Annotated in this window: 28 protein-coding genes; 12 read left to right on the forward strand and 16 right to left on the reverse strand. The window is 71.1% G+C overall.

The annotated features are described in order from the left end of the window. Position 1: 1 nt before the first annotated feature. From yajC to pdxT, 6 genes are all read right to left on the reverse strand, one after another. A complete protein-coding gene (gene yajC, locus E4623_RS20265) occupies positions 2–409 on the reverse strand; it encodes a preprotein translocase subunit YajC (protein ID WP_167736774.1) in 408 nt (135 codons plus the stop codon). 134 nt (positions 410–543) lie between these two features. Next, positions 544–1,614: a Holliday junction branch migration DNA helicase RuvB gene (ruvB, locus tag E4623_RS20270; protein ID WP_134768492.1), complete on the reverse strand. Its 1,071-nt coding sequence runs from the start codon at positions 1,612–1,614 to the stop codon at positions 544–546. Between the two features lie 61 nt (positions 1,615–1,675). Further along, on the reverse strand, positions 1,676–2,275 hold the full coding sequence (gene ruvA, locus E4623_RS20275) for a Holliday junction branch migration protein RuvA (RefSeq protein ID WP_134768387.1): 600 nt from the start codon (positions 2,273–2,275) through the stop codon (positions 1,676–1,678). After that, positions 2,272–2,787: a crossover junction endodeoxyribonuclease RuvC gene (gene ruvC, locus E4623_RS20280; protein WP_245155200.1), complete on the reverse strand. Its 516-nt coding sequence runs from the start codon at positions 2,785–2,787 to the stop codon at positions 2,272–2,274. Before ruvC ends, ruvA begins: the two co-directional genes overlap by 4 nt. Positions 2,788–2,970: 183 nt before the next feature. Next, positions 2,971–3,735 (reverse strand): YebC/PmpR family DNA-binding transcriptional regulator, encoded by a 765-nt coding sequence (locus tag E4623_RS20285; RefSeq protein WP_134768389.1) that lies wholly within the window; start codon positions 3,733–3,735, stop codon positions 2,971–2,973. A gap of 27 nt (positions 3,736–3,762) precedes the next feature. Next, a complete protein-coding gene (gene pdxT, locus E4623_RS20290) occupies positions 3,763–4,356 on the reverse strand; it encodes a pyridoxal 5'-phosphate synthase glutaminase subunit PdxT (RefSeq protein ID WP_134768390.1) in 594 nt (197 codons plus the stop codon). 77 nt (positions 4,357–4,433) lie between these two features. Between pdxT and E4623_RS20295 the strand changes: the two genes are divergently transcribed. Further along, a complete protein-coding gene (locus E4623_RS20295; RefSeq protein WP_134768391.1) occupies positions 4,434–5,954 on the forward strand; it encodes a hypothetical protein in 1,521 nt (506 codons plus the stop codon). A gap of 13 nt (positions 5,955–5,967) precedes the next feature. On the opposite strand, the gene pdxS is transcribed toward E4623_RS20295, so the two are convergent. Next, positions 5,968–6,870 (reverse strand): pyridoxal 5'-phosphate synthase lyase subunit PdxS, encoded by a 903-nt coding sequence (pdxS, locus tag E4623_RS20300; protein WP_134768392.1) that lies wholly within the window; start codon positions 6,868–6,870, stop codon positions 5,968–5,970. An 11-nt stretch (positions 6,871–6,881) separates the two neighbouring features. Then, positions 6,882–7,577 (reverse strand): phosphatidylinositol phosphate synthase, encoded by a 696-nt coding sequence (gene pgsA, locus E4623_RS20305; RefSeq protein WP_134768393.1) that lies wholly within the window; start codon positions 7,575–7,577, stop codon positions 6,882–6,884. Between the two features lie 109 nt (positions 7,578–7,686). Here pgsA and E4623_RS23400 point away from each other — a divergent pair, with 109 nt between their 5' ends. Continuing rightward, positions 7,687–7,821, forward strand: coding sequence for a hypothetical protein (locus tag E4623_RS23400; protein WP_280633682.1), 135 nt, complete (start codon positions 7,687–7,689; stop codon positions 7,819–7,821). Positions 7,822–7,877: 56 nt separating this feature from the next. Here E4623_RS23400 and E4623_RS20310 read toward each other — a convergent pair whose 3' ends face one another. The 7 genes from E4623_RS20310 to E4623_RS20345 all read right to left on the reverse strand — a co-directional run bounded on the left by E4623_RS20310 (position 7,878) and on the right by E4623_RS20345 (position 15,012). Next, on the reverse strand, positions 7,878–8,429 hold the full coding sequence (locus E4623_RS20310) for an HIT domain-containing protein (RefSeq protein WP_245155193.1): 552 nt from the start codon (positions 8,427–8,429) through the stop codon (positions 7,878–7,880). Then, positions 8,426–9,112, reverse strand: a complete 687-nt coding sequence (locus tag E4623_RS20315) for a TetR/AcrR family transcriptional regulator (protein ID WP_134768394.1) — start codon at positions 9,110–9,112, stop codon at positions 8,426–8,428. The genes E4623_RS20310 and E4623_RS20315 overlap by 4 nt, the downstream gene beginning before the upstream one ends. 107 nt (positions 9,113–9,219) lie before the next feature. Then, positions 9,220–9,687: a PPOX class F420-dependent oxidoreductase gene (locus tag E4623_RS20320; RefSeq protein ID WP_134768395.1), complete on the reverse strand. Its 468-nt coding sequence runs from the start codon at positions 9,685–9,687 to the stop codon at positions 9,220–9,222. Positions 9,688–10,825: 1,138 nt separating this feature from the next. Continuing rightward, a complete protein-coding gene (gene thrS / locus E4623_RS20330) occupies positions 10,826–12,829 on the reverse strand; it encodes a threonine--tRNA ligase (RefSeq protein WP_209020808.1) in 2,004 nt (667 codons plus the stop codon). A 50-nt stretch (positions 12,830–12,879) separates the two neighbouring features. Beyond that, positions 12,880–13,605, reverse strand: a complete 726-nt coding sequence (locus E4623_RS20335) for an NAD(P)-binding domain-containing protein (RefSeq protein WP_280633683.1) — start codon at positions 13,603–13,605, stop codon at positions 12,880–12,882. Between the two features lie 79 nt (positions 13,606–13,684). Then, the gene (locus E4623_RS20340) at positions 13,685–14,266 is read right to left on the reverse strand and encodes a hypothetical protein (protein ID WP_134768398.1); all 582 of its coding nucleotides are present in this window, start codon (positions 14,264–14,266) and stop codon (positions 13,685–13,687) included. A gap of 11 nt (positions 14,267–14,277) precedes the next feature. Next, a complete protein-coding gene (locus E4623_RS20345) occupies positions 14,278–15,012 on the reverse strand; it encodes a carboxypeptidase-like regulatory domain-containing protein (RefSeq protein ID WP_134768399.1) in 735 nt (244 codons plus the stop codon). Positions 15,013–15,100: 88 nt separating this feature from the next. Between E4623_RS20345 and E4623_RS20350 the strand changes: the two genes are divergently transcribed. After that, on the forward strand, positions 15,101–16,159 hold the full coding sequence (locus E4623_RS20350; protein ID WP_245155194.1) for an adenylyl-sulfate kinase: 1,059 nt from the start codon (positions 15,101–15,103) through the stop codon (positions 16,157–16,159). 6 nt (positions 16,160–16,165) lie between these two features. On the opposite strand, the gene E4623_RS20355 is transcribed toward E4623_RS20350, so the two are convergent. Further along, entirely contained in the window at positions 16,166–17,605 is a 1,440-nt protein-coding gene (locus E4623_RS20355) for a polysaccharide biosynthesis tyrosine autokinase (protein WP_167736775.1), read from the reverse strand. Positions 17,606–17,795: 190 nt separating this feature from the next. On the opposite strand from E4623_RS20355, the gene E4623_RS20360 reads away from it, so the two are divergent. The 9 genes from E4623_RS20360 to E4623_RS20400 are packed head-to-tail and all read left to right on the forward strand — an operon-like array spanning position 17,796 to position 26,441. Continuing rightward, on the forward strand, positions 17,796–18,938 hold the full coding sequence (locus E4623_RS20360) for an aminotransferase class I/II-fold pyridoxal phosphate-dependent enzyme (RefSeq protein ID WP_134768402.1): 1,143 nt from the start codon (positions 17,796–17,798) through the stop codon (positions 18,936–18,938). Further along, on the forward strand, positions 18,935–19,549 hold the full coding sequence (locus E4623_RS20365; protein WP_134768403.1) for a sugar transferase: 615 nt from the start codon (positions 18,935–18,937) through the stop codon (positions 19,547–19,549). Before E4623_RS20360 ends, E4623_RS20365 begins: the two co-directional genes overlap by 4 nt. Continuing rightward, entirely contained in the window at positions 19,539–20,183 is a 645-nt protein-coding gene (locus tag E4623_RS20370) for a NeuD/PglB/VioB family sugar acetyltransferase (RefSeq protein WP_134768404.1), read from the forward strand. Before E4623_RS20365 ends, E4623_RS20370 begins: the two co-directional genes overlap by 11 nt. Next, positions 20,180–21,478, forward strand: coding sequence for a glycosyltransferase family 4 protein (locus E4623_RS20375; RefSeq protein WP_134768405.1), 1,299 nt, complete (start codon positions 20,180–20,182; stop codon positions 21,476–21,478). Before E4623_RS20370 ends, E4623_RS20375 begins: the two co-directional genes overlap by 4 nt. Then, complete coding sequence (locus E4623_RS20380; protein ID WP_134768406.1) at positions 21,475–22,515, forward strand: polysaccharide biosynthesis protein; 1,041 nt, start codon at positions 21,475–21,477, stop codon at positions 22,513–22,515. The genes E4623_RS20375 and E4623_RS20380 overlap by 4 nt, the downstream gene beginning before the upstream one ends. Next, positions 22,512–23,630: an NAD-dependent epimerase/dehydratase family protein gene (locus E4623_RS20385; protein WP_134768407.1), complete on the forward strand. Its 1,119-nt coding sequence runs from the start codon at positions 22,512–22,514 to the stop codon at positions 23,628–23,630. The genes E4623_RS20380 and E4623_RS20385 overlap by 4 nt, the downstream gene beginning before the upstream one ends. Then, positions 23,627–24,757 (forward strand): UDP-N-acetylglucosamine 2-epimerase (non-hydrolyzing), encoded by a 1,131-nt coding sequence (gene wecB / locus E4623_RS20390; RefSeq protein ID WP_134768408.1) that lies wholly within the window; start codon positions 23,627–23,629, stop codon positions 24,755–24,757. Before E4623_RS20385 ends, wecB begins: the two co-directional genes overlap by 4 nt. Before the next feature lie 29 nt (positions 24,758–24,786). Then, on the forward strand, positions 24,787–25,314 hold the full coding sequence (locus tag E4623_RS23405) for a CatB-related O-acetyltransferase (RefSeq protein ID WP_280633684.1): 528 nt from the start codon (positions 24,787–24,789) through the stop codon (positions 25,312–25,314). A 20-nt stretch (positions 25,315–25,334) separates the two neighbouring features. Continuing rightward, complete coding sequence (locus E4623_RS20400) at positions 25,335–26,441, forward strand: glycosyltransferase family 4 protein (protein ID WP_167736776.1); 1,107 nt, start codon at positions 25,335–25,337, stop codon at positions 26,439–26,441. Positions 26,442–26,511 lie beyond the last annotated feature (70 nt).

Consider the following 26,511-nt stretch of genomic DNA (forward strand, 5'->3'; position numbering starts at 1 on the left):
CTCAGTTGTCTCCAGGACGGGGGTCGTGCGACGCAGGGGCGTCGTCCGTGGTCTTCTCGAGGCGCGGCGGCTCGCCGGCCGCGCTCTCCTGCACCGACGGCGCGTCGCCGTCGAGGTCGTCGGTCGGGTCGCCCGTCACGTCGTCGGCCGCGTCGTCGTAGGACTCCGTGACCCGGTTGGCGATGGCGCCGCGCACGACCGTGACGACGACGTCGGGCGCGATCTCGACGTCGGCCTTGTCCTCGATGAGGTCGGTGACGGTGCCGAAGAAGCCGGAGGTCAGCATCACCTGGTCGCCGACCTGGATCGAGGACTGGAGCCGCATCGTCTCGCGCTGCTTGCGCTGCTGCGGACGGATGATGAGCAACCAGAAGACCAACAGGATCGCGACGATGGGGAGGAACCCCACAAGCCCTTCCACGAGACGCAGACCTCAACAGTTCACTAGGGGGAGCCGCCGGTCGCAGAGCGCGGACCGGCCGACGGGCGAGTCTAGCCGTTGAGTTGTTCCCACAGACCAATCGCCACCGAACACCCAACGACTCAGGTGTCGAAGAGAGTTCCCGCACCGTCGGTGTCGTCCCGACCGGTGGGACCGGCGGGGGCGGCGAGCCCGAGGTGGTCCCACGCCGCCCGGGTCGCGACCCGGCCGCGGGGGGTGCGGGCCAGGAAGCCCATCCGCACCAGGAACGGCTCGGCGACCTCCTCGACCGTCTCGCGCTCCTCCCCGACCGCGACGGCGAGCGTGGAGACGCCGACCGGTCCCCCGCCGAAGCGCCGGCACAGGACGTCGATGACCGCCTTGTCGAGCCGGTCGAGGCCGAGCTCGTCGACCTCGTACAGCTCGAGGGTGCGGTGCGCGACGTCGAGGCTGACAACGCCGTCGGCGCGGACCTGCGCGTAGTCACGGACCCGGCGCAGCAGCCGGTTGGCGATGCGGGGCGTGCCGCGCGAGCGCGACGCGATCTCGGCCGCGCCCTCGTCGGTCAGGCGGACGCCGAGCAGCCCGGCCGAGCGGTGCACGATCAGGTCGAGCTCGTGCGGCTCGTAGAACTCCAGGTGGCCGGTGAACCCGAACCGGTCGCGCAGCGGCCCCGGCAGCAGCCCGGCGCGGGTGGTGGCCCCGACGAGGGTGAACGGCGGGATCTCGATCGGGATCGCCGTCGCGCCCGGGCCCTTGCCGATGATCACGTCGACCCGGAAGTCCTCCATCGCCAGGTAGAGCATCTCCTCGGCGGGGCGCGACATCCGGTGGATCTCGTCGATGAAGAGGACGTCTCCCTCGTTGAGCCCGGACAGGATCGCGGCGAGGTCACCGGCGTGGGTGATCGCCGGACCGCTGGTCAGCCGCAACGGCGCCGACATCTCGCTGGCGATGATCATCGCCAGCGTGGTCTTGCCGAGCCCGGGCGGTCCGGACAGCAGCACGTGGTCGGGGGCCCGCCCGCGTCGGCGGGCGGCCTCGAGCACCAGCCCGAGCTGCTCGCGCACGCGCGCCTGCCCGACGACCTCGTCGAGCGTGCGCGGACGCAGCGCCGCCTCGATCGCGCGCTCGTCGCCCTCCGCCTCCGCGGCGGTCACCGAGCCGGAGCCGTCGGCCCCGCCGCCCGTCATCGCGGCGAGGTGGCGCTCCTCGGCGGCGGTCAGCTCGTCGTCGTGTCCCCGGGTCATCGGGTCAGGCCTTGCTCAGCGAGCGCAGGGCCGCACGCAGGAGGGCGCCGACGTCGGGCACCGCACCCGCCTCGGGCGCGACCGCGTCGACCGCCTTCTCGGCGTCGCGGGTCGTCCAGCCGAGGCCGACGAGGCCCTGGTGCACCTGCTCGCGCCACGCCTCCGCCGGGGACGCCGCGACCGAGCCGGACCGGACGCCGGTGGGCGCGCCGATCCGGTCCTTGAGCTCGAGGATGATCCGCTGCGCGCCCTTCTGGCCGATGCCGGGCACCTTGGTCAGCGTCTTGACGTCGTCGGAGGCGATCGCGCGGCGCAGGTCGTCGGGCGCGAGCACGGCGGTGATCGCCTGCGCGACCTTGGGTCCCACCCCGGACGCGGTCTGGACGAGCTCGAAGATGCTCTTCTCGTCGTCGTCGACGAAGCCGAACAGCGTCATCGAGTCCTCGCGCACGATCATGCTCGTCGGCAGCGTGGCGGTGTGGCCGGCGCGCAGGGTCGCGAGGGTGCCGGGGGTGCACATGACCTCCAGGCCCACTCCCCCGACGTCGACGACGGCGCTGCTCAGGGTGACGGCGGCGACCTGGCCGCGGACGTAGGCGATCATCGGGTTCTCCTGCCGGCCGCGGCGACCGCGGCGTCGATCCGGGACTGGGCGCCACCGCGCCAGATGTGGGTGATGGCCAGCGCGAGCGCGTCGGCGGCGTCGGCGGGCTTGGGCGGCGTGTCGAGCCGCAGGATGCGGGTGATCATCGCGCCGACCTGCGCCTTGTCGGCGCGACCGTTGCCGGTCACGGCCGCCTTGACCTCGCTCGGCGTGTGCAGCGCCACCGGCAGCCCCCGCCGCGCGGCGACCACCATCGCGATGCCGCTGGCCTGGGCGGTCCCGATGACCGTGCTGATGTCGGAGCGGGCGAAGACGCGCTCGACCGCGACGGCGTCCGGGCGGTGCTCCTCGATCCAGGCCTCCACGCCCTTCTCGATCGTCACCAGCCGCTCGGCCACCGGCAGGTCCGACGGCGTGCGCAGCACGTTCACGTCGACCAGCGTCAGCGGACGCCCGACGCTGCCGTCGACGACCCCCATGCCGCACCGGGTCAGCCCGGGGTCGATGCCCAGCACCCGCACCTGCTCAGCCCCTCGCGTCTCGAACGTGTGTTCGGAGCCAACCGTAACCGCCCCCACCGGCCTCGCCCCGCTGCGACACACCTCCGTCCCGCCGAGTCGGCGCGGAGGTGGAGTCGGAACGCGTCGAGTCGGCGTTCGCGCTCAACGCGAACGCCGACTCGACGCGACCGGGGGCTAGGCGTCGAGCTCGGCCATGACGTCGTCGGAGACGTCGAAGTTGGCGTAGATGTTCTGGACGTCGTCGAGGTCCTCGAGGACGTCGAAGAGGCGGAAGAACTTCTCGGCGCCGTCGGCGTCGAGCTCGACCTTGTTGTCGGGGACGAACGACGCCTCGGCGGAGTCGTAGTCGATCCCGGCGGCCTGCAGGGCCGTGCGGACCGAGACGAGGTCGGTGGCCTCGGAGACGACCTCGAAGGCCTCGCCGAGGTCGTTGCACTCGTCGGCGCCGGCCTCGAGGGTGGCCTCGAGGACGTCGTCCTCGGTGACCGTCCTGCCCTCCTGCTCGGCGGGCACGATCACGACGCCCTTGCGGTTGAACAGGAACGACACCGAGCCGGGGTCGGCCAGCGAGCCGCCGTTGCGGCTCATGGCGGTGCGGACCTCCATGGCGGCGCGGTTCTTGTTGTCGGTGAGGCACTCGATGAGCAGCGCGACTCCGGCGGGGCCGTAGCCCTCGTACATGATCGTCTGGTAGTCGGCGCCGCCGGTCTCGGCGCCGGAGCCGCGCTTGACCGCGCGCTCGATGTTGTCCTTGGTGACCGACGACTTCTTGGCCTTCTGGATGGCGTCGAAGAGCGTCGGGTTGCCGGCGGGGTCACCGCCGCCCATGCGGGCGGCGACCTCGATGGTCTTGATCAGCTTGGTGGTCAGCTTGCTGCGCTTGGAGTCGAGCGCGGCCTTCTTGTGCTTGGTGGTCGCCCACTTGGAGTGCCCTGACATGCCTACCTCTCTCAACGGTGTCGTGCGTCAGGTGCTGGCCACCAGCTCGACGAAGAGTCGGTGCACCCGGCTGTCGTCCCCGACCTCCGGGTGGAAGGAGGTGGCGAGCAGGCGGCCCTGACGGACCGCGACGATCCTATCCGCGGCCGGTCCGTGCTCGACGCGTGCCAGCACCTCGACGTCCGGACCGACCTGCTCGACCCACGGCGCACGGATGAAGACGGCGTGCACCGGGCCGTCGACGCCGGCGACGTGGAGGTCCTCCTCGAAGGAGTCGACCTGGCGGCCGAAGGCGTTGCGCCGCACGGTGATGTCGAGGCCGCCGACGGTCTCCTGGCCGGCGGCGCCGTCCTCGATCCGGTCGGCGAGCAGGATCATGCCCGCGCAGGTGCCGAACACCGGGAGCCCGTCCTCGACCCGCCGGCGCAGGGGCTCGACCAGGTCGAAGATCCGGGCCAGCTTGGCCATCGTGGTCGACTCGCCGCCCGGGACGACGAGCCCGTCGACGGCGTCCAGCTCGGCGGGACGGCGCACGGGCACCGCCCGGACGCCGAGGGAGGTGAGGGTCCGCAGGTGCTCGCGGACGTCGCCCTGCAGGGCGAGCACGCCGATCGTCGTCACCGGGCGATCCTAGGGTCGACCCTCGGGCCGAGCGTCGGGTCGGGGCACCGGTCGGGCCGCCCCTCTACCCTCGGCGCATGAGACCGCAGCTCGGGGTGGCTCGGCTGGTGGCCGCCCTCGCCCTCGTCGTGACCCTGGGCGTCGTGGCGCTGCTGACCTACGCGGTCCTCCCCCGCGCCGACGACCCCGCCACCGACGAGCCCGGTCCCTCCGAGGCGGCGTCCGGTCCGGCGGCGACGCCCACGGACGGGTCGACCTCCGCCCCACCGTCCCCGACCGCCGGCGACTGGCCGAGGAGGGTGCAGCCGTTCGTCGACGTCGTCGAGCGGGAGCGCGGCCTGCAGTTCACCGAGACGGTGCCCGTGGTCTTCCTCGCGCCCGAGACGTTCCGCGCGAAGGTCACCCGGGACCAGGGCGACCTGACCGCGGAGGAGCGGGACGAGGTCCGCCAGGACACCGCCTTGTTCCGTGCGCTCGGCCTGATCGGCAGCGACGTCGACCTGTTCGACGAGGTGCAGGAGCTGAGGGGCGTCGGCACGCTCGGCTACTACTCCAGCGACGACGGGCGGATCCGGATCCGCGGCACCGACCTGACGCCGGCGGTGCGCGCGACGCTGGTGCACGAGCTCACCCATGCCCTCCAGGACCAACGCTTCGAGATCGGCGAGACCTCGGAGAGGCTCGGGAAGCAGGAGTCCGGCTCCGCCGGGAGCGCCTACGACGCCCTGGTCGAGGGCGACGCCTCCCGCGTCGAGACCGCCTACGTCCAGGGGCTCCCGCAGGAGGAGCAGGACGCCTGGGCCGACGACAAGGCCGAGGAGACCGAGACGTTCGAGGAGCGGTCCCGCGACATCCCCCCGGTGCTGTCGACGCTCGTCGGAGCCCCGTACGTGCAGGGCGAGCAGCTGCTCCAGATGGCCACCGCGCTCAGCCCCGTCGGCGACGCCAACGCCGCGGCCGACGCGCTCTTCGCGGACCCGCCGACCACCGAGGAGCAGCTCCTCGACCCGTGGACCCTGCTCGTCGACGAGGACGCCGGCGCGGTGGTCGACACCCCGACGCCGCGTCTCGGGGCCGGGGAGGAGGAGCTCGACTCGGGCACGTTCGGGGCGTTCGGCTGGTACCTCGTCCTGGCGCAGCGGCTCGACCCCAGGACGGCGCTCGAGGCCACGGACGGCTGGGGTGGCGACGCCTACGTGGCCTACGAGGAGCGCGGGCGCAGCTGCGTGCGGGTGGCCTACCGCGGCGACACGCCCGGTGACGTCGACCAGCTCGCCGACGCCCTCGCCACGTGGGTCGCGCCGAGCCCTGCGGCCCGGGTCGAGCGCGACGGGGACGGACTGCTGTTCTCGGCGTGCGAGCCCGACACCGACGTCCCGGCGATCGAGGGGCAGGAGCTGATCCTGCAGCTGCCGCTGACCCGCACCGCGATCACCACTCAGGTCCTCGGGCAGGGAGGTGAGCCGGACTTCACCCGCTGCTACGTCGAGCAGGTCGTCGACGTGCTCACCCTCGAACAGCTCCTCGACCCGGAGCAGGGCGGTTCGGCGGAGGTGGCGACCCTGGTCCAGGAGGTCGCCGAGCGCTGCGGCGGCTGACGCCGGCGGCTGCCTACCAGCCGCGCTCGGCGAGCCGGTGCGGCTGCGGGATCTCCTCGACGTTGATGCCCACCATGGCCTCGCCGAGGCCGCGCGAGACCTTGGCGACCATGTCGGGGTCGTCGTGGAACGTGGTGGCCTTGACGATCGCCTCGGCCCGCTGGGCCGGGTTGCCGGACTTGAAGATGCCCGAGCCCACGAAGACGCCCTCGGCACCGAGCTGCATCATCATCGCGGCGTCGGCCGGGGTCGCGATGCCGCCGGCGGTGAACAGCACGACCGGCAGCTTCCCGGTCGCGGCCACCTCCTTGACGAGGTCGTAGGGCGCCTGCAGCTCCTTCGCGGCGACGTAGAGCTCGTCGTCCTGGAGCGAGGCGAGCCGGCGCAGCTCGCCGAGGATGGTGCGCATGTGGGTGACGGCGTTGGAGACGTCGCCGGTGCCGGCCTCGCCCTTGGAGCGGATCATCGCCGCGCCCTCGGTGATCCGGCGCAGGGCCTCGCCGAGGTTGGTGGCGCCGCACACGAACGGCGCGGTGAAGGTCCACTTGTCGATGTGGTTGGCGTAGTCGGCCGGGGTCAGCACCTCGGACTCGTCGATGTAGTCGACCCCGAGGCTCTGCAGCACCTGCGCCTCGGCGAAGTGACCGATCCGGGCCTTGGCCATCACCGGGATCGAGACCGAGGCGATGATCGAGTCGATCATGTCGGGGTCGCTCATCCGCGACACCCCACCCTGGGCGCGGATGTCGGCGGGGACCCGCTCGAGCGCCATCACGGCGACCGCGCCGGCGTCCTCGGCGATCTTCGCCTGCTCGGCCGTGACGACGTCCATGATGACGCCGCCCTTGAGCATCTCGGCCATGCCCCGCTTGACGCGGGTGGTGCCGGTTCCAGGGGTGTCGACGGTGTTCTCCATAACCGGCAACTCTAGGCCTGGGGGGCGGGTCCTGCCGATTCGCCAGCAGGGGGTCCGGTCGGGGATCCGGCCGGGGGTACGTCGGCGGCGGTGGCCGCGTCGAGGACGACCGCCTGGCGGCGCACCTTCAGCACCCGGAAGCCGACGGTGTAGGTGCTGGCGAAGGCCAGGACCCACAGCGCGACGTACATCAGGACCGGCAGGTCGAAGATCGCGCCGAGCCCGGTCATCACGAGGATCGCCACGAGGCGGTCCGCGCGCTCGGCGATGCCGCCCTTGGCGTCCATGCCGAGCGACTCCGCGCGGGCCCGGGCGTAGGAGGTCACCGAGCCCATCACCAGGCAGTAGAGCGAGACGCAGAGGTAGAGGTAGCTGTCGCCGACGCCGGCGAAGTAGAGCGCCAGCCCGCCGAAGATGGCGCCGTCGCCGAACCGGTCGAGGGTGGAGTCCCAGAACGCGCCGAACCGGGAGCTGCGGCCGAGCTCGCGGGCCATCTTGCCGTCGATCAGGTCGCTGAAGACGAACGCGGTGATGACCAGGACGCCGATCAGCAGCTCGCCGATCGGGAAGAAGACCAGCGCTCCGGCGCAGACGCCGACGGTGCCGACGAACGTCACGGTGTCGGGGCTGATCCCGAGCTTGATGAAGAGCCTGACGAAGGGCATCAGCACGACGCCCTGCCAGAACCCCTTGAATCTCTCCAACATGTCGCGAGCAGGCTACCGGTCGGCGGCCCTTTCCCGGCACCGACCCTGGACACCCGGCGTACTGTCGCACCACGAGCCCGTCCAGGGTCTCCCCCAGAGAGCAGTCCCCATGAGTGACAAGTCGCCGCGTCAAGGAATGTCGAAGTCCGGGAAGTCTCTCAAGGAGAAGCGCGCCGACAAGCGGGGCAAGGCCGACGGCGCCACCGCGTCGCCGGTCGAGCAGGCCAACACCAAGCGGCGCTGACGCCAGGTCGAGGCCTGGTTGCCGCCTTGCTGGGTCCGGCTGACCGACCGGGGGCGTCAGGCCCAGGCGTCGGCGAAGAGCGCGCGGGTGTCGGTGAGCAGCTCGGGCAGGGTCTTGGTGCGTCCGATGATCGGCATGAAGTTCTGGTCGCCCGGCCACCGCGGGACGACGTGCTGGTGCAGGTGGGCCGCGATGCCGGCGCCGGCGACGTGGCCCTGGTTCATGCCGATGTTGAACCCGCCCGCGCCGGAGACCGCGCGCACCGTGCGCATCGCGGCGCGGGTGAGGTCGACGATCTCGGCCGCCTCGGCGTCGGTGGTCTCGGTGTAGTCGGCGATGTGGCGGTAGGGGCAGACCATCAGGTGCCCGGGTGCGTACGGGTAGAGGTTGAGGACGGCGAACGCGAGCTCGCCGCGCCGCACGACCAGCCCGGCGGCGTCGTCGAGACCGGGGATGCGGCAGAACGGGCAGGCGCCGGACGTCGCGTCGGACGGCTTGTTCTCGCCGCGGACGTAGGCCATCCGGTGCGGCGTCCAGAGCCGGTCGAGCTCGTCGGGGTCGCCGACGCCGTCCTGGTGCACGGACTCGCCCGTCACGTCGCCGCTCACGGGGCAGCTCCCTCGGTGGCGAAGAGCTCGCCGATCGGTCGGTCGGGGTCGAGCTCGAGGCCGATCCGGCGGGCGTGCCCGTCGACCAGGCTCCAGACCGACTGGCTGAGCAGCCCGACCAGGCGGGCGGCGTCCGGCTGGCGGGGCTCGCGGGAGACCCAGTGCCGCACGGCGCCGAACACCGCGCCGACCAGGCCGTGCGCGATGGGCTCGAGGAGCACCCGCTCGTCGTCGTCGAGGTCGACCTCGAGCAGGCGCAGCGCGCGCTGGAGGACCTCGACCAGTGCGCCCGCGATCCGGTCGGTGCCCTGCTCGAAGGGCCCGCTGATCTCCTGGACGGCGAACGTGTGCGCCGCCGGGTGCGCGGCGACCCACTCGACGTAGGAGCCGACGATGCGCCGGATGATCTGGCGGATGGTGCCGTCGAGGCTGACCGTCGGGATGAGCACGGCGGTGAGGTCGTCGAGGACGTGCGCGCGGATCGCGCGGTCGAGGTCGGCGCGGTCGTCGAAGTGGCGGTAGACGACGGTGCGGTTCAGGCCGGCCCGGACGGCGATCTGCTGGACGTGGAACTCGTCGCCGGGGCGGCCGGCCTCGATGACGACCAGCGCGGCGTCGAGGATCTGCTGGCGGCGCTGCTGGTTGTGCTTGTCCCAGCGGGCCTGACGGCCGTCCTTCGCCATGCCCGTCCCTCACCCATGTGTCGGGCGCCCCCTCGCGGAGCGCTCACCGAAGGGTAGCCGCGGCCCGACCCGCGCTCGGTGGGTGGAGGGCCGGTCAGGACGCGGCGCTAGTCGGTCGCGAGGCGGGGCGGGAAGCCGCCGGTCGCGATCGGACCCCACCGGGTGGGGGTGATGCGGAGCAGCGACTTGCCCTGCTCGCGCATCGCCTGGCGGTACTCGTCCCAGTCGGGGTGCTCGCCGGAGATGCACCGGAAGTAGTCGACCAGCGGCTCGACGGAGTCGGGCGGGTCGATCACCTCGCACGTGCCGTCGACCTGCACCCACTCGGCGTCGAACTCGTCGCTCATCACCAGCACGCTCACCTCCGGGGTGCGCCGCGCGTTGACGGCCTTGGCGCGATCGGGGTAGGTCGAGACGACGATGCGGCCCTCCTGGTCGACTCCCCCGGTCACCGGGCTGACCTGGGGACTGCCGTCGGCGCGGTGGGTGACGAGCACCAGGTGGTGACGGGTGCGCGCGAAGTCGAGCAGCTCGTCGAGCTCGACCCTGGTCGTGGTGGCGATCTTGCGAGGCATGGGTCCACCTCAGCACACGGGCGGTGAGCGAGTGCCGTACGCAGGTGTCAGCCGGTGGCACCTGCGTACTGCGCTGAGGTCGGCGCACACCTCGGGCACGGGGTCGGGGCACCGCTCCACCCGCGCCGGGCGAGCAGGACGCCCACCTGGCGGGCGGTGGCGCACGGTCGGCCGAACACCTGCCCCCCCCGAGCCGGACGGTCGTGCGGCCACCGACAGCCGCCGCGAGGTCACGGTCGAGGTCGGCGTCGCGGGCGCGGGCGTTGTCGTGGAACAACCTGCCGTCGAGCTCGACGACGAGCCCGGCCTCCACGTACTCGACGTCTCGGTAGAGCGGGGCACTGCTCGCGGTCGTGGCCTGGCGACGCGCAGGCGGTAGACCGTGGGGCCGTTCGACCCGGTCGAGGTAGCCGTGCTCGAGGACCGAGCAGGTGCCGGCGGCGACGTCGTCGAGCACGGCGGCGAGGAAGGCGCGGCGGGGCACCCGTTGCCGCGCGTCGAGGGCGGAGCGCAACCGTGCGGCGGTGGTGCGGCGCGCCTGGACGGCGTCCGCGAGCACCGCGACGGCGGCGAGGTCTCGCGTGCCTCGGCGGCGACGTCGAGGCACGCGTGCTCGAACCGGACGCGGGGCGGGTCGGCGTTCCACAGCACCCTGTCGTGCAGGTGGGCGAGGTGGTGGAGGCGGACGCCGGGTGGCGCGGCCGGTGAGCGGGTGCGGTCGACCGCGACGTGGATCACCCCCTCCACGGGCACCCGCCCCGGGCCGTCGGCCGCGCGCAACGCCGAACGGTGCGTCAGTGCCGCCGGCTCGAGCGCCAGGACCGCCGTCCAGGCTCGCTGCAACCAGGTGGGGTCGCCGGTGTGGTCGAGGTAGACGCCGGGCACCGCCACGACGAGCTCCCGACGACGGAGCAGCCGACGGACCTCGGTCGGCGTCAGACCGAGGGCCAGCAGCTGGCGGCGCGACACCACGCCCGACTGGAGGGCGAGGAGGTCGTCGACGCAGTGCACGGCGACGATCCTGCGGGCACCGGCGCCACGGTGCCAGCCGGTTCCCGAGGCCTGTGGATCGACGCCGTGCGCAGGTGTCAGCCGGTGACACCCAGGTACGGCGCCGACCGCCGTCCAGGGGTCGCGCTCAGACCTGCTCGCGGGCGTTGACGGCGGTCGCGACCCGGGCGATAGCCTCCTCGATCGGGACGCCGTTGTCCTGACGCCCGTCGCGGTAGCGGAAGGAGACCGCGCCGGCCTCGATGTCGTCCTTGCCGGCGATCATCATGAACGGCACCTTCTGCAGCTGCGCGTTGCGGATCTTCTTCTGGAACCGGTCGTCGGAGTGGTCGACCTCGACCCGCAGGCCCTGCAGCCTCATCCGCCGGGCGACGTCGGCGAGGTAGTCGCCGGCGAACTCGGCGACCGGGATCGCCTGCACCTGGACCGGGGCGAGCCACGGGGGGAACGCGCCGGCGTAGTGCTCGACGAGGACGCCGAGGAACCGCTCGATCGAGCCGAACTTGGCCGAGTGGATCATCACCGGCTGCTTCCGGGTGCCGTCGGCGGCCTGGTACTGGAGGTCGAAGCCCGCGGGCTGGTTGAAGTCGTACTGGATCGTCGACATCTGCCAGGTGCGCCCGATCGCGTCCTTGGCCTGCACCGAGACCTTCGGGCCGTAGAACGCCGCGCCGCCCGGGTCGGGCACCAGCTCGAGCCCGGACTCCTCGCAGGCGACCCGCAGCACGTCGGTCGCCTCGTCCCACTGCTCCTGGGAGCCGACGAACTTGTCGGGCTTGGAGTCGTCGCGGGTGGAGAGCTCGAGGTAGAAGTCGTCGAGCCCGAAGTCGCGCAGCAGCCCGAGCACGAAGTCGAGCAGGTGCTTGATCTCGCCGGGCGCCTGCTCCTCGGTGACGTAGGAGTGCGAGTCGTCCTGCGCGAAGCCGCGCACGCGGGTCAGTCCGTGGATGACGCCGGACTTCTCGTAGCGGTAGACGTGCCCGAACTCGAAGAGCCGCAGCGGCAGCTCGCGGTAGGACCGACCGCGCGAGCGGTAGATCAGGTTGTGCATCGGGCAGTTCATCGCCTTGAGGTAGTAGTTCGCGCCCTCGAGCTCCATGGGCGGGAACATGCCGTCGGCGTAGTAGGGCAGGTGCCCCGAGAGGTGGAACGTCTGCTCCTTCGAGATGTGCGGGGTCCCGACGTAGTCGAAGCCCTCCTCGATGTGGCGCCGGCGGACGTAGTCCTCCATCTCGCGCTTGATGACGCCGCCCTTGGGGTGGAAGACCGGAAGACCGGAGCCGATCTCGTCGGGGAAGCTGAACAGGTCGAGGTCGCGCCCGAGCTTGCGGTGGTCGCGCTTCTCGGCCTCCGCGATCCGCTCGAGGTGCGCCTCGAGTGCCTCCTTGGACTCCCAGGCGGTGCCGTAGATGCGCTGGAGCTGCTTGTTCTTCTCGTCCCCACGCCAGTACGCCGCCGCCGAGCGCATCAGCTTGAACGCCGGGATGCGCTTGGTGGTGGGCAGGTGCGGGCCGCGGCACAGGTCGCTCCACGCGACGTCGCCGCCCCGACGGACGTTGTCGTAGATCGTCAGCTCGCCGGCGCCGACCTCGACCGAGGCACCCTCGGCGGCCTCCGCGCCGCCGCCCTTGAGGCCGATCAGCTCGACCTTGTAGGGCTCGTCGGCGAGCTCGACCAGGGCGTCGGCGTCGGTGGTGACGCGTCGGGAGAACCGCTGGCCCTCCTTGATGATCTTGCGCATCCGGGTCTCGATCTTGTCGAGGTCCTCGGGCACGAACGGGGTCGCGACGTCGAAGTCGTAGTAGAACCCGTTCTCGATCGGCGGGCCGATGCCGAGCCTGGCGTCCGGGAACAGCTCCTGGACGGCCTGGGCCATCACGTGCGCAGTGGAGTGCCGCAGGATGTCGTGACCGTCGGCGGACTCGATGAGCACGCCCTCGACCTCGTCGCCGTCGGCGAGCTCGTAGGAGAGGTCCTTGAGCTGGCGCTCGCCGCCGGCGTCCGCCGCCAGCACCCGGGCCGCGATCACGTCCGGGTGGTCGGCGAAGAGCTCCCAGGCCTTGGTGCCCGTCGCGGTCGTCCGCTCCTCGCGCTCATCGGCGTGGACACGGACGACGTTGATCTCAGACACCATGGGCGGATCGTATCGACCGCCCCCGGCCGCCCGCGCCCCGATATGCGTCAGGCGGTCTCGTCGTCCGTGTCGCGGTAGCGCTTCGCCTCAGCGAGCAGCGGCGCCAGGGACTCGTGGGTGGCGGCGTGCGGGTGCGCGAAGTCGCCGTCCGCGACGTAGGCGCCGACGTAGGCCGCGGTGTCGCGCTGGAAGCGCCAGCCCTCGGCGAGCGGGCCGACGTCGTGGGCGTCGTAGCCGAGGGAGTCGAGGAACGCCGTCACGGACTGCTTGGCGGCGGCGTCGTCGCCGGCGATGGCCAGGACGCTGCGCTCGGGGTCGCCGGCGGGCCGGGCCAGTGCGCGCAGGTGCTCGAAGTAGATGTTGTTGAAGCCCTTGACGACCTTGGACGTCGGCAGGTGGGCCTGGAGCAGCTCGGACGTCGTCGTCGACTCGTCGTCGAGCTCGGCGATCTGGCCGTCGCGCTGCGGGTAGTAGTTGTTGGTGTCGATGACGACCTTGCCGGCGAGCGGCTCGACCGGCACCTCGCGGTAGGCCTTGAGCGGCACGGTGACGACGACGACGTCGCCGGCCGCGGCCGCCTCGGCGGCGGTCGCCGCCCGGGCGCGCGGACCGAGGTCCGCGACGAGGTCGGCCAGCGTCTCCGGCCCGCGGCTGTTGCTGAGGACGACGTCGTGACCGGCGTCCACCGCCAGTCGCGCGACGGTGCTGCCGATGTTGCCTGCTCCGATGAGTCCGATGGTGGTCATGCAGGGCTCAGCACCGGGTCCGGCCACGTTGTTCCGTGCCGCGAGGTGGTGTGACGTGCCGAACGCCGACGGCCGGGCTCCGAGGGCCGGGCTCCGAGGGCCGGTGTCAGCAGCCGTCGAGCATCAGCCCGGGCTTGAACCGGGTCCGGACGCCGACCAGGGTGACCTCGTCGCGCCCGCGCAGCGGGCGGTCGGCGACGAACGCCTCCCCGAACAGGAACCCGATCCACCGGCGCTCGGTGCCGGTCCCCTTGCGGACGAAGCGGCCCCACTGCCCGAACCCGACCTCCACGGGCGCGGACAGCCGGGCGCCGTAGACCTGCTTGACCTCGCGGTTGGTCGAGCCCACGCCGAGGCCCTGCACGGTGCGCGGCCGGGTGCCGAACACGGCGATCTCGGCGATCCGGTCCTGCTGGTTCACCAGGACGGCGTACTGGTGGCGCCAGACGCCCTTCGGGCGCAACCGGATCGGGTCGCACGGTGGGGCCGGGACGTCGGCGTCGAACTCGCCGGTGGCCAGGGCCTCGGTCGCCGTCATCCCGGCGACCGCCTGGCCGACCTGGCCCGGCTTGATCACCCGTCCCGGCGCGGGAGCGGGGGTCTCGGCGGACGCCGTCGCCGCGACGAGGGTGGTGGAGCAGACGGTCGCCGCGACGGCGGCGGCCAGGACGGAACGCAGGGTGCTCATGGTGAGTCCTCCTAGAGCTTGTCGATACGGATCTTGCCGGGCATGACGCCGATCTGCGGCTGGCACTCGAGCGCCGGTGGGACGACGGCGTTGGCGCAGCCCCACACCCCGTTCTCGTAGCCGACCGCGGAGCCGGCGAACTTCATCGCGCCGTCCTCGCCGCCGGTGATCCCGGTGATGCGGAAGCTGCCGTCCCGCTGCGTGGTGGCGGTGAGCGGCTCCTTGCCGTCGGGGGTGAAGGTGACCCTGACGCCGCGGACGCCGAGCTTGGTCTGGGAGTCGACGACGACGCCCCGCACGAAGGCCGGGACGGCGACGACCGTGCCGAGCGCGGCGTTGCCGGCGTAGGTCCCGGCGTGCTTGAGCGCGCTCTGGAACGCCTTCGGGTCCTGGCCGGCCCAGCCCCTCTGGTGCGAGCCGGCGACCAGCTCCACGTAGTAGGAGCCGCTCGGCGATCCCCCGGCCAGCGAGAACTGACCGCGCCCGTTGGTGGTCGCCGTGCCGACGACCGGCCCCAGCCCGATCCGCGCGACGGCCCGCAGGCGCACGGTGGCGCCGGCCACTGCGGCGCCGTCGAAGGAGACGACCCGCCCGGTGACCGCGGCCGGTGCGACCCCGACCTCCGGCGCGGACGCGTCGGCCCGGGCGGTCGGGAGGCCGGACAGGCCGAGGAGGAGCAGGGCCGCGACGAGGACGGCGAGGTACGGGCGGGGGGCGCGCGGTGGGCGCGTCGGGTCCAGGAGCATGCGCCGGAGGCTAGTGAGGAGGCGTTTCGGAACGCTTCGGGAATCCTGTGAGCGCCTCGGCGTCGGCCGCGGTGAGAGGATGACCGCCGTGCCAGCCGACCTCCCGCACGCGCGCCGCCCTCCGGGTCTGGTGCTGTTCCTCACCGGCCCGTCGAGCGATGACACGGCCGCCCTGGCCCGCGCGCTGGAGGCCCGCGTCCGCCGGCAGGACCCGCGCACGACCACCGGCCTCGACGGCGACGAGGTGCGCCAGCACCTCTCCCCCGGTCCCACGGACTCCGACGCCGACCGGGAGACCCACCTGCGTCGCCTCGGCTGGGTCGCCGCGGAGATCGCGCGGCACGGCGGCGTGGCCGTCCTCAGCCCGGTCGCGCCGCTCGAGGCGACCCGCCGTCAGGTCCGCGCCCTGGTCGAGGACGCGGGCGGGGCGTTCGTCCTGGTCCACGTCGGCCGCACGTCCTCCGTCGGGCCCGCCGACGCCGACGTCCGCGTCGACCCCACCGACCGCACCGTCGACGACGCCCTGGCCGACGTCGTCGAGGCCCTCGCCGCGGCCGGCCACGTCGACCTGCGCGGGTCCGTGCCCGCCGAGCGGGTCGGAGCCCGGCGCGAGCCGGGCCCGGGGCCGCGGCCTCTCGACGTCCTCTTCGTGTGCACCGCCAACATCTGCCGCTCGCCCTACATGGAGCTCGCGGCGCGCCAGGTGGCCGGGCCCGGCGTCCGCTTCACCAGCGCCGGCACCCACGGGTGGGTCGACCACGCGGTGAGCCCCGAGATGGCCCGGCCCCTCGCCGAGCGCGGCGTGGACCCGAGCGGCTTCCGAAGCCGCCGGCTGACCCGCCAGATGGTCGAGGACGCCGACCTGGTGCTGACCGCCGAGGCGAGCCACCGCTCCTTCATCCTCGACGACTCCCCCGCGGCGTTCCGCAAGGTCGTCACGCTGGGACAGGCCGGCCGGGCGATCGGCTCCCTGCCGGGCGACCTGAGCCCGGCCGAGGTGCTGGGCGCGCTGGCCGAGCACCGCGGCCCCGCCGACCCGGCCCTCGACGTCGCCGACCCGTACGGGCGGGACGCCGCCGCGGCGGACCGGGCGGCCGAGCGGATCGATGCGCTCCTGCGCGTCGTCCTGCCTGCCCTCACGCGCTGAGCTGGATCAGGCGCGGCGGTGACCGCCGCGATCGTCGCCCGAGACACCCTTCGCCGAGCGGATCTTGCCGGACTTCTTGTCGACCTTGGGCGCGTAGCTGTAGCCGTACCCGTAGCCGTAGCTGTAGGAGCGGTCCGACTTCTTCGACGGCGCTAGGTTGACCACCACGCCGACCGCCTTCGCGTCGACCGCCTCGACCCGCTCGAGGGCGTGGCGCAGCTGGTCCTGGTTGGTCTTGCCGTGCCGGACGACGACGAGCATGCCGTCGGACTGCGCGGCGAGCAGCGCGGCGTCGGTGACGGGCAACAGCGGCGGCGCGTCGAGCAGGACGACGTCGAACCGGTCGCGCAGGTCGCTGATCAGCCCCGCCATCGCGTGCGACTGGAGCAGCTCGGAGGGGTTGGGCGGCCGGGGGCCGCACGTCAGCACCTGCAGGCCGGTGTCGGCGTAGCTCTGCAAGGCGTCGTCGAGCGCGATGCGCCCGATCAGCACGGACGTCGTCCCGACGGCGTCGTCGAGGCCGAGGCGCTCCGCGATCAGGGGACGGCGCAGGTCGCACTCGACCAGGGCGACCCGCTGGCCGGCCATCGCCATGGTGATGGCGAGGTTGACCGCGGTCGTCGACTTGCCCTCGGCGGGCAGCGAGCTCGAGATGACGAAGGTGCGGTGGTCGTGGTCGACCTCGACGTACTGCATGTTGGTGCGCAGCACGCGGAACGACTCCGCCCACGGCGTCGCCTCCGAGAGCGCCAGGGCGGGCTGCTTCTTGATCGCGACCGTGTCGACGTTGATGTGCCCGAGGATCGGGGTGTCGGTGATCGCGGCGATGTCGTCGCTCGAGGTGAGGGAGGTGTCGAGGAGCTCGCGGAGCACGGCGAGGCCGACGCCGACCAGCAGCCCCAGGACCAGCGCCAGCCCCAGGTTGCGGGGGGTGTTCGGGCTCACGGGCGAGCTCGTCGTCTCGGCGTTGTCGACGATGGAGGCGCGGATCGGCGCCTGCCCGCCGCCGTCGGGGGTCTCGATGTCGGCGATCAGGTCGATGAGCGACTCGGCGTAGGCCTGGGCGATGTCGCGGGCGACCACGGCGTCGGCGTCCTGGGCGGTCACGACCAGCGTGACGGTCTCGGGCACGACCTGCGCCGAGATGGCGGCACGCAGCTCGCTCGGCTCGAGGTCCCCGCCCAGGTCGGTGGCCACCTGCTCCGACAGCTTGCGGGTGTCGACGAGGTCGACGTAGGAGGTGACCCGCTGGGTGGCGAAGAGCCCGCCGCTGTAGGCCTCGCCGGCGTCGGCCGGCGCGGTGGAGACGAAGAGCTGCGCGCTGGAGGCGTAGAGCGGCGTCGTCTGCCAGGTGAGCAGACCGGCCGCCCCCACGGCGAGCGCGACACACGCCACGATCATCTTCCAGCGACGACGGAGCGTCCGCCAGTAGTCCCGGAGCTCCACGAACGTCCTGTCTGTTGCCGAATTGTGACAGCGCCACCATAGGGGAGGAGCACCGTCGAGCGAGACATCGGCGCGGGGCGTCGGCGGCGCCGCGACGAGGGCGTCCATGGCGTGACCACCGACGTGCGGTGGCGGGCGTGGTCGTGTCTACACTCTCGCCTGGGGACGGCACACGAGATCGGAAAGCAGCATGACTTCGCACGTGGGCGACCCCGTCCTCCTCTCCACCCCGGACGTCGGTGACCTGGAGCAGCAGTACGTGCTGCGAGCCCTCCAGTCCGGCTGGGTGGCCCCCGCCGGTCCCGATCTCACCGCCTTCGAGGACGAGGTCGCCGCCCGCGTCGGCGCCGCCCACGCCGTGGGCCTGTCCTCCGGCACGGCGGCGCTCCACCTGGCGCTGGTCTCGTGGGGTGTCGGGCCGGACGACGTCGTGCCGGTGTCGACGTTCACCTTCGCGGCCACGGTCAACGCCATCCGCTACGTCGGCGCCGAGCCGCACTTCGTCGACTGCGACGAGGAGTCGGGCAACATCAGCCCGACCCTGCTCGCGCAGGCCGTGCAGACCCTGCAGGACGCCGGTCGCAACGTCCCGGCCGTCGTCCCGGTCGACATGCTCGGCAAGTGCGTCGACTACGACGCCATCACCGAGGTCGCCGACGCCGCCGGGGCCCGCCTGCTGTGCGACTCGGCCGAGGCGTTCGGTGCGACGTACGACGGCCGGCCGGCCGGGTCGTTCGGGGACGCCTCCGTGCTGTCGTTCAACGGCAACAAGATCATGACGACCTCCGGGGGCGGCATGCTGCTCACCGACGACCAGCGGCTGGCCGACCACGTGCGCAAGCTGTCGACCCAGGCCCGGGAGCCGGTGGCGCACTACGAGCACACCGAGGTCGGCTACAACTACCGGCTCTCCAACATCCTCGCCGCCCTCGGCCGGGCGCAGCTGGTGCGCCTCGACGACATGCTGAAGCGTCGCCGCGGGTGGCGCGAGCGCTACCGGCGTCTCTTCGCCGACCAGCCGGGGGTCCGCATCCTCGGCGGCGCGGAGGACGCCGGCGACAACTGCTGGCTCACCGCGATCGTCGTCGACCCCGACGTGTCAGCGTGGAGCGCCGGCGACCTCGCGTCGGCCCTGGGCGACGCGGGCATCGAGTGCCGGCCGGTGTGGAAGCCGATGCACCTCCAGCCGGTCTCGGCCGGGCTGTCCGGGACGCTCGACGGCTCCTCCGAGCGCATCTTCGCCCAGGGTCTCACCCTGCCGGCCGGCTCCGCGCTGACCGACGCGCAGTTCGAGCGCATCGAGGCCGCGATCGTCGGGGTCGTCGGCGCGTGAGGGCCTACGACCCGGTCAAGCGGGTGATCGACGTCGTCGTGGGCGGGACCGCTCTCCTCCTCTCCCTCCCCCTGCAGGCGGCCGTCGCCGTCCTGGTCCGCCTCAAGCTCGGCTCGCCGGTGCTGTTCCGGCAGCCACGGCCCGGCAAGGACGAGCGGATCTTCGAGCTGGTCAAGTTCCGCACCATGCTCGAGACGGACAGTGCCCGTGGGCTGGTCACCGACGAGGAGCGCATGACGTCGTTCGGCTCGTTCCTCCGCTCGACCAGCCTCGACGAGCTGCCCACCCTGTGGAACGTGGTGAAGGGCGACATGAGCCTGGTCGGCCCTCGCCCCCTGCTGGTGCGCTACCTGGACCGCTACACGGCGGAGCAGCGTCGGCGTCACGACGTCCGACCGGGGGTGACCGGTCTCGCGCAGGTGAGTGGCCGGAACGCCCTGACGTGGGACGACAAGTTCGCCAAGGACGTGGAGTACGTCGAGCACCGCAGCCTGCGCCTGGACGCCTCGATCATCTGGCGCACGGTGGCCCAGGTCCTCAGGCGCGACGGCATCAGCGCCGACGGGGACGTCACCATGCCCGAGTTCACCGGGAGCCAGCGTGGCTGCTGACCTCGTCATCATCGGGGCAGGGGGTTTCGGCAGGGAGACGCTGGACGTCGTCGAGGCCATCAACGCCGCGGCACCGGAGCCGGTTTGGAACGTCGTCGGCGTCGTCGACGACGCGCCGTCGGCGACCAACCTGCAGCGCCTCGAGGCCCGTCAGACGTCGTACTTCGGCACCGTTGCGGACCTGATCGCATGGGCCCACCGACCGTCCTACGTCGTGGGAATCGGATCCCCCTCCGTCCGGCGGACGCTCGTCGAGCGGCTCGACGCGGCCGGCCTGGACGCCGCGACGCTGATCCATCCCGCCGCGACCCTGGGCAGTGCTGTGGAGGTGGGCTCCGGCACGGTGATCTGCGCGGGCGCTCGGGTCACCACCAACATCACGCTGGGCCGGCACGTGCACCTCAACCCGAACGTCACCGTCGGCCACGACACGACGCTCAGCGACTTCGTGAGCGTCAACCCGGCTGCCTCGATCTCGGGCGACTGCACGGTCGGCCCGGGCGTACTCGTGGGGGTCGGGGCGGTCGTGCTGAACCAGCTCACCGTCGGAGCAGGCGCCGTCGTCGGGGGCGCAGCCTGTGTGGTCAGGGACGTGCCGGGCGGCGCCGTCGTGAAGGGGGTCCCCGCACGATGAGCACTCGCGTCGCCTTCGTCTGTCAGTGGTACCCGCCCGAGCCTGTCGAGATCCCGGCCGGCATCGTCGCCGCCCTCGGTGATCAGGGGCTGGACGTCGAGGTCCTGACCGGCATCCCCAACTACCCGTCCGGCAACGTGCGGGAGGGCTACCGGGCCGGCTCTCGCACGACCGAGGAGCACGCTGGCGTGGTCGTCCACCGCACCCCGCTGTATCCGAGCCACGACGCGAGTGCGCGCGGGCGATTGATGAACTACGCGTCGTGGGCGCTGAGCAGCGCGCTCCTCGGCCAGCGCCTGCTGCGCCGGAGCGACGTCGCCCTGGTGTACTCGTCGCCGGCAACCGCCGCGCTGCCGGCCATGGCGGGCAAGGTGTTGTGGGGCACGCCGTACGTCCTGCTGGTCCAGGACGTGTGGCCGGACTCCATCTTCGCGTCGGGATTCCTGACGGGACGCGCCTCCCGCCTGGTCGAGCGCGCCGTCGACGTGTTCGTGCGCCGCGCGTACGCGATGGCGTCCCACGTCGCCGTCATCTCCCCCGGCATGATCGACCTGCTCGGCTCGCGCGGTGTGCCGGACGACAAGCTGTCGCTGGTCTACAACTGGCTTCCCGACGCCGAGCTCGCCGTCGCCGACGACGACAGCGCGACCGAAGGTCTCCGTGTTCGTCTCGGTATCCCCCCGGCCGAGTCCGTGTTCCTGTACGCGGGGAATCACGGCAAGGCGCAGGCGCTGGAGCCGCTGGTGGACGCCTTCGTCGAGCAGGTGACAGAGCCTTCCCACCTCGTGCTGATCGGGTCCGGGGTGTCGAAGGCTGACCTGGTCGCCCGCGCCTCCGGGTCCGACCGGGTGCACTTCCTGGACCCCGTGTCGCGGGCGGAGGCCGCACGGTTGACCGCCTCCTCGGACTTCCACGTGGTCTCGCTGGCCGACGAGCCGTTGTTCGCCGTGACGATGCCCAGCAAGGTCCAGTCGGGGTTGGCGGCCGGGCGTCCGATGCTGGTCGTGTCCCGCGGCGACTGTGCCGAGCTGGTGTCCACCGGCGGAGCCGGCCGCGACGCCCAGCCCGGGAGCCGGACCGCGATCGCCTCGGCCGTGGTCGAGCTGGCGGCTCAAGACCCGGAGGAGCGTGCCGACATGGGACGCAGGGGCAGGGAGCTGTACGGCCGACTGATGGCGCGCGAAGTGGGATCGGCGCGTCTGGCCGAGCTGCTCCGGTCGGCGTCGAGCAAGCCCCGTGGTCGCGGACGCGTCCGCGGTGAAGTCTCCACCGATCAGAGAAGGAACGCGCAGTGACGAGTTCTCAGGGTCCGGTCCTGGTGACCGGGGGCACGGGGTCGTTCGGCTCCACGATGGTCCGGCGGCTGCTCGACACCGACATCGAGGAGGTGCGCATCCTGAGTCGGGACGAGTCGAAGCAGGACACCATGCGCCGCGAGCTCGCCGACGGTCGGGTGAAGTTCCACGTCGGCGACGTTCGGGACACCCGGAGCGTCGAGGACGCCGTCAACGGAGTCCGCCACATCTTCCACGCGGCCGCGCTGAAGCAGGTGCCGAGCTGCGAGTTCTTCCCGCAGCAGGCGGTGCTCACCAACGTCAACGGCAGCGACAACGTCATCCGCGCCGCCGAACGCGCGGGGGTCGAGTCGGTGGTGTGTCTCAGCACCGACAAGGCGGTCTACCCGATCAACGCCATGGGCATCTCGAAGGCGATGATGGAGAAGGTGGCCCAGGCGCACGCGCGCCATCGCGGTGTCAACGGTCCGATCGTCTCCATCACCCGCTACGGCAACGTGATGTACAGCCGCGGATCGGTCATCCCCGTCTTCATCGAGCAGATCAGGCAGGGCAGGCCCCTGACGGTCACAGACCCGAAGATGACCCGGTTCCTGATGTCGCTCGACGAGTCCGTGGACCTCGTGGAGTACGCCTTCACCCAGTCCGAGCCCGGGGACCTGTTCGTGCGCAAGGCGCCCGCGTCGACGGTCGAGGACCTCGCGCGCGCCGTGGCCTCCCTCTTCGGCGACGACGACCCCGAGATCCGGGTGATCGGCACCCGGCACGGCGAGAAGCTCTACGAGTCGCTGCTGAGCCGCGAGGAGCTGCAGAAGGCGGACGACCACGGCGACTACTACCGGGTCCCGCTCGACGCCCGCTCGCTCGAGTACGAGCTCTTCTTCGACGAGGGCGAGACGGAGGTGGTCGACGACGACTACACCTCGCACAACTGCGAGCGGCTCGACGTAGCCGGCGTGAAGCGGCTCCTCCTCCGGCTGCCACCCGTGCGCCGCGCGCTGGCCGAGTCCGGTCGCGATCCGGGGCCGCAACCGTGAGGGTCGCGATCACCGGCGGACACGGTTTCCTGGGCTGGCACACCGCGTGCCGGTTGCGGGCGCTGCACGGTGTCGACGCGGTTCGGCTGGGCCGCGGCGAGCTCGACGATCCGCAGGCACTCGGCGACCTGCTGTCCGACGTCGATGCCGTCCTCCACGTCGCCGGCGTCAACCGTGCCGGCACCGACGACGAGGTCGAGCAGGGCAACGTCGCTCTCGCCGAGACCCTGGCCGCAGCCCTGGCGGCGGCGGGGCGCCCGGTCGGCGTCGTCTTCGCGAACTCGGTCCAGGCAGAGCTCGACAACCCGTACGGCCGTGGCAAGGCCCGCGCCGCAGAGATCCTCAGCGGCGCGGTCGGCGCCACCGGGGGCAGCTTCGCCGACCTCCTGCTGCCCAACCTCTACGGGGAGCACGGACGCCCGGGCTACAACTCTTTCGTCGCGACCTTCGCCCACGAGGTGGCCGCTGGACGGACGCCGCACCTCTCCGGCGACCGCGAGATCGCGCTCCTCCACTCCCAGGACGCGGCCGCGGCGCTCATCTCCGCGATAGGGACGGACACCCGCACGGTGGTCGGTGCCGAGTCGATCGGCATCGGCGAGGTCCTGGCACTCTTCCAGGAGTTCCACGACCTGTACGTGCCTGCGGCAGAGGTGCCCGACATCTCGACCCCGATGCGACGCAACCTGTTCAACACCTACCGCGCCGCGGCGTTCCCGGACATGTGGCCGGTGTCGCCGCAGGTCCACGCGGACAACAGGGGGGACCTGTTCGAGACCGTCCGTGCCCACGGCGGCACCGGGATGGCGTTCATGTCGACGACGCACCCCGGCGAGAAGCGCGGCGAGCACTACCACCTGCACAAGGTGGAGCGCTTCTTCATTGTGAAGGGCGAAGCAGAGATCCAGCTGAGACGTCTCCTCCACGACGACGTGGTGACGTTCCGACTCAGCGGCGACACGCCGTCGTTCGTGGACATGCCCACCCTGTGGGTGCACAACATCCGCAATGTCGGTGACACCGAGCTGATCACCATGTTCTGGTCGGACCAGCTGCTCGACCAGGCCAACCCGGATCAGTTCCCCGAGACGATCGCCCAGGAGGCACTCGCATGAAGGTCATGACGATCGTCGGCACGCGACCCGAGATCATCCGACTGGCCTGTGTCATCGACCGCCTCGACAAGACGGCCGGCATCGAGCACGTGCTGGTCCACACCGGACAGAACTACGACTACGCCCTCAACCAGGTCTTCTTCGACGACCTGGACCTGCGGCCGCCGGATCACTACCTCGGCGTCGACACCAGCAGCCTCGGGGCCGTGCTGGGCGGCGTCCTGATCGGAACCGAGAAGGTGCTGCTCGAGGAGAAGCCGGACGCGCTGCTCGTCCTGGGCGACACCAACTCGTGCATCGCCACCGTGATGGCCAAGCGCATGCGGATCCCGACGTTCCACATGGAGGCGGGCAACCGCTGCTTCGACGAGAACGTCCCCGAGGAGACGAACCGTCGCCTCGTGGACCACGTCGCTGACTTCAACCTCGCCTACACCGAGCACGCCCGGCGGAACCTTCTGGCGGAGGGCCTCCACCCGCGTCGGGTGATCGTGACCGGCTCCCCGATGCGCGAGGTGCTGGAGAGGTTCCGCTACCAGATCGACGCCTCAGACGCGCTCGAACGGCTCGGCCTGACCCGAGGCGAGTACTTCCTGGTCAGCGCGCACCGCGAGGAGAACGTCGACCTGCCCGAGCGCCTGCAGATGCTCCTGGACTGCCTGGTGGCGGTCCGGGACGAGTTCGGAAAGCGCATCGTCGTCTCCACTCATCCCCGGACGCGCAAGCGCCTCGAAGCGCTGGACACCGACTTGGACCTCACCGGAATCGACTTCATGGAGCCCTTCGGATTCCACGACTACAACAAGCTCCAGCTCGAGGCAGCCTGCGTCCTCTCGGACTCGGGCACCATCTCGGAGGAGTCGTCGATCCTGGGCTTCCCAGCGATCACCCTCCGTGACTCGATCGAGCGTCCGGAGGCGCTCGAGAGCGGCGCGATCATGATGACTGGGCTCGTGGTCGAAGACGTCCTCCGCTCACTGCTAATTGCTACTGAGCAGCACTCGGCTGGAGCCGGAAGGCCCGACGCGTACGACGTGGGAGACGTCAGTACTCGCGTGGTCCGGTTCATATCCTCGACTGCCGGGCGCCACCACAGATGGTCAGGAATCCGGAGGGCAGAACTGTGAGCCTGAGACGTAACGGAAGGGTCTACGAGGTGCTGAGCAGCCTTCGAAGGACTGGGATACGCCGCTTCAAGCGCCTTCACGGGGTTCACGACACTGCGTACGTTCATGCTGCCGCCAATGTGGCCCGCGACCTCAGAGCCGAGGAGTGGGTGTTCGTCGCAGCGGCGGTCCACATCGATCCGATGGTCTCCATCGGGCGCTACAGCATGCTCGCCCATGGCGTAGCCATCGTTGGCGATGACCACAACTGGGACATCCCAGGATCACCCATCCAGTTCACGGGTCGCCCACCGCAGCAGCCCACGAGGATCGGTCGCGACGTTTGGGTTGGTCGGGGTGCCCTCGTGCGTCGAGGTGTCACCATCGGCGACGGTGCTGTCGTCGGAGCTCGATCCGTGGTGACCCGGGACGTACCCCCGTTCGCCATCGTTGCTGGCGTGCCGGCCAAGATCATCAACTACCGCTTCGACGAAGCCGGGAGGCGAAACCACCAAGCGGCCCTTGACGGTCCTGTTCTGCCTAGAGTCGCTGCCGACCGCCTCGACCTAGGCCTATGAACGGCAATTCCAACCCAAGGGTGGCGATCGTCTACCCGCACCTGCCTCACTACCGCTACGGGGTATTCAGCGAACTAGACCAGCGGCTGGAGGAGGTCTTGTTCGTCACTGGCGGAGATTCACGTGACGGCAGCATTGAGACAACTCCGCCACGGTCCTTCTCACACGAAGCCCTGGTACGCAACCGATGGTGGGGACGGTTCCTTTGGCAGCAGGGACTTGGGAAGGTACTCGACGACTTCGACGCAACCGCCGTCGTATTCCTGGGTGACTTCGCCCACCTCTCGACATGGGTTCAGGCAGCACGCTGTCGGGTGCGTGGACGACGCGTCCTCTTCTGGACGATTGGCTGGCATCAACCAGAATCTGGAGTTCGCAAGCAGGTCCGGAAGATCTTCTACCGATTGGCGCACGTCCTGCTCCTCTACGGCAATCACGGTCGAGCTCTAGGCGTGCGAGCCGGCTACCCTGCCAACCGGATGCGGGTGATCTACAACAGCTATCAGTCGAGGGTTGTGAATTCCCAGACCAGCGCTTCGAACGATTCACTGCCGTCCGGCGATCGACCAGTCATCGGTGCGGTGGTCAGGTTGTCGAGCTCCAAGGGTCTCGACCAGATCATCAAAGCTGCGGCCGATCTCAAGAACAAACATTCCATAGATGTTGACTGCTTGATCGTCGGTGAAGGTGACGAACGCGCCGGTTTGGAAGACGTCGCCGCGAGTTTAGGCGTGCGTCTGTTTCTCCCCGGGGCCATGTATTCCGAGGGCGAACTGCAAGACGTCTACCGACGACTGACAGTAACTGTGATCCCGCGCGCCGCAGGCCTCACCGTGCTCCAGAGCTTAGGTGCAGGAACGCCCGTGGTGACGATTGCAAATCCGTTCGAACAGATGCCTGAGTTCGAAGCGATCACTGACGGCGTGAATGGATCGTTGGTAGAACAAGCAGACGGTCAGCACTTGGCGACCGCGTGTGCTACATGGATTGAGCGCACCCAACTCGACCCTGAGCGAGTAGCCCAGGACTGTCGCGCCGCCGTGGTCTGGAACTGGTCTTCTCATCGCCAAGCGTCGGCGATCATCCGAGAACTCGTACCGGGCGCACAACGACCAAACCAAATATGACACGGTTATTGAAGATCGTTGGCCGCTTTCGCGGCGGCTCACGCCTGTCCGGCGCCTACCTCATCGGTAT

The sequence above is a fragment of the Nocardioides sp. 1609 genome (genome assembly GCF_004522105.1).
Taxonomy (GTDB): domain Bacteria; phylum Actinomycetota; class Actinomycetes; order Propionibacteriales; family Nocardioidaceae; genus Nocardioides.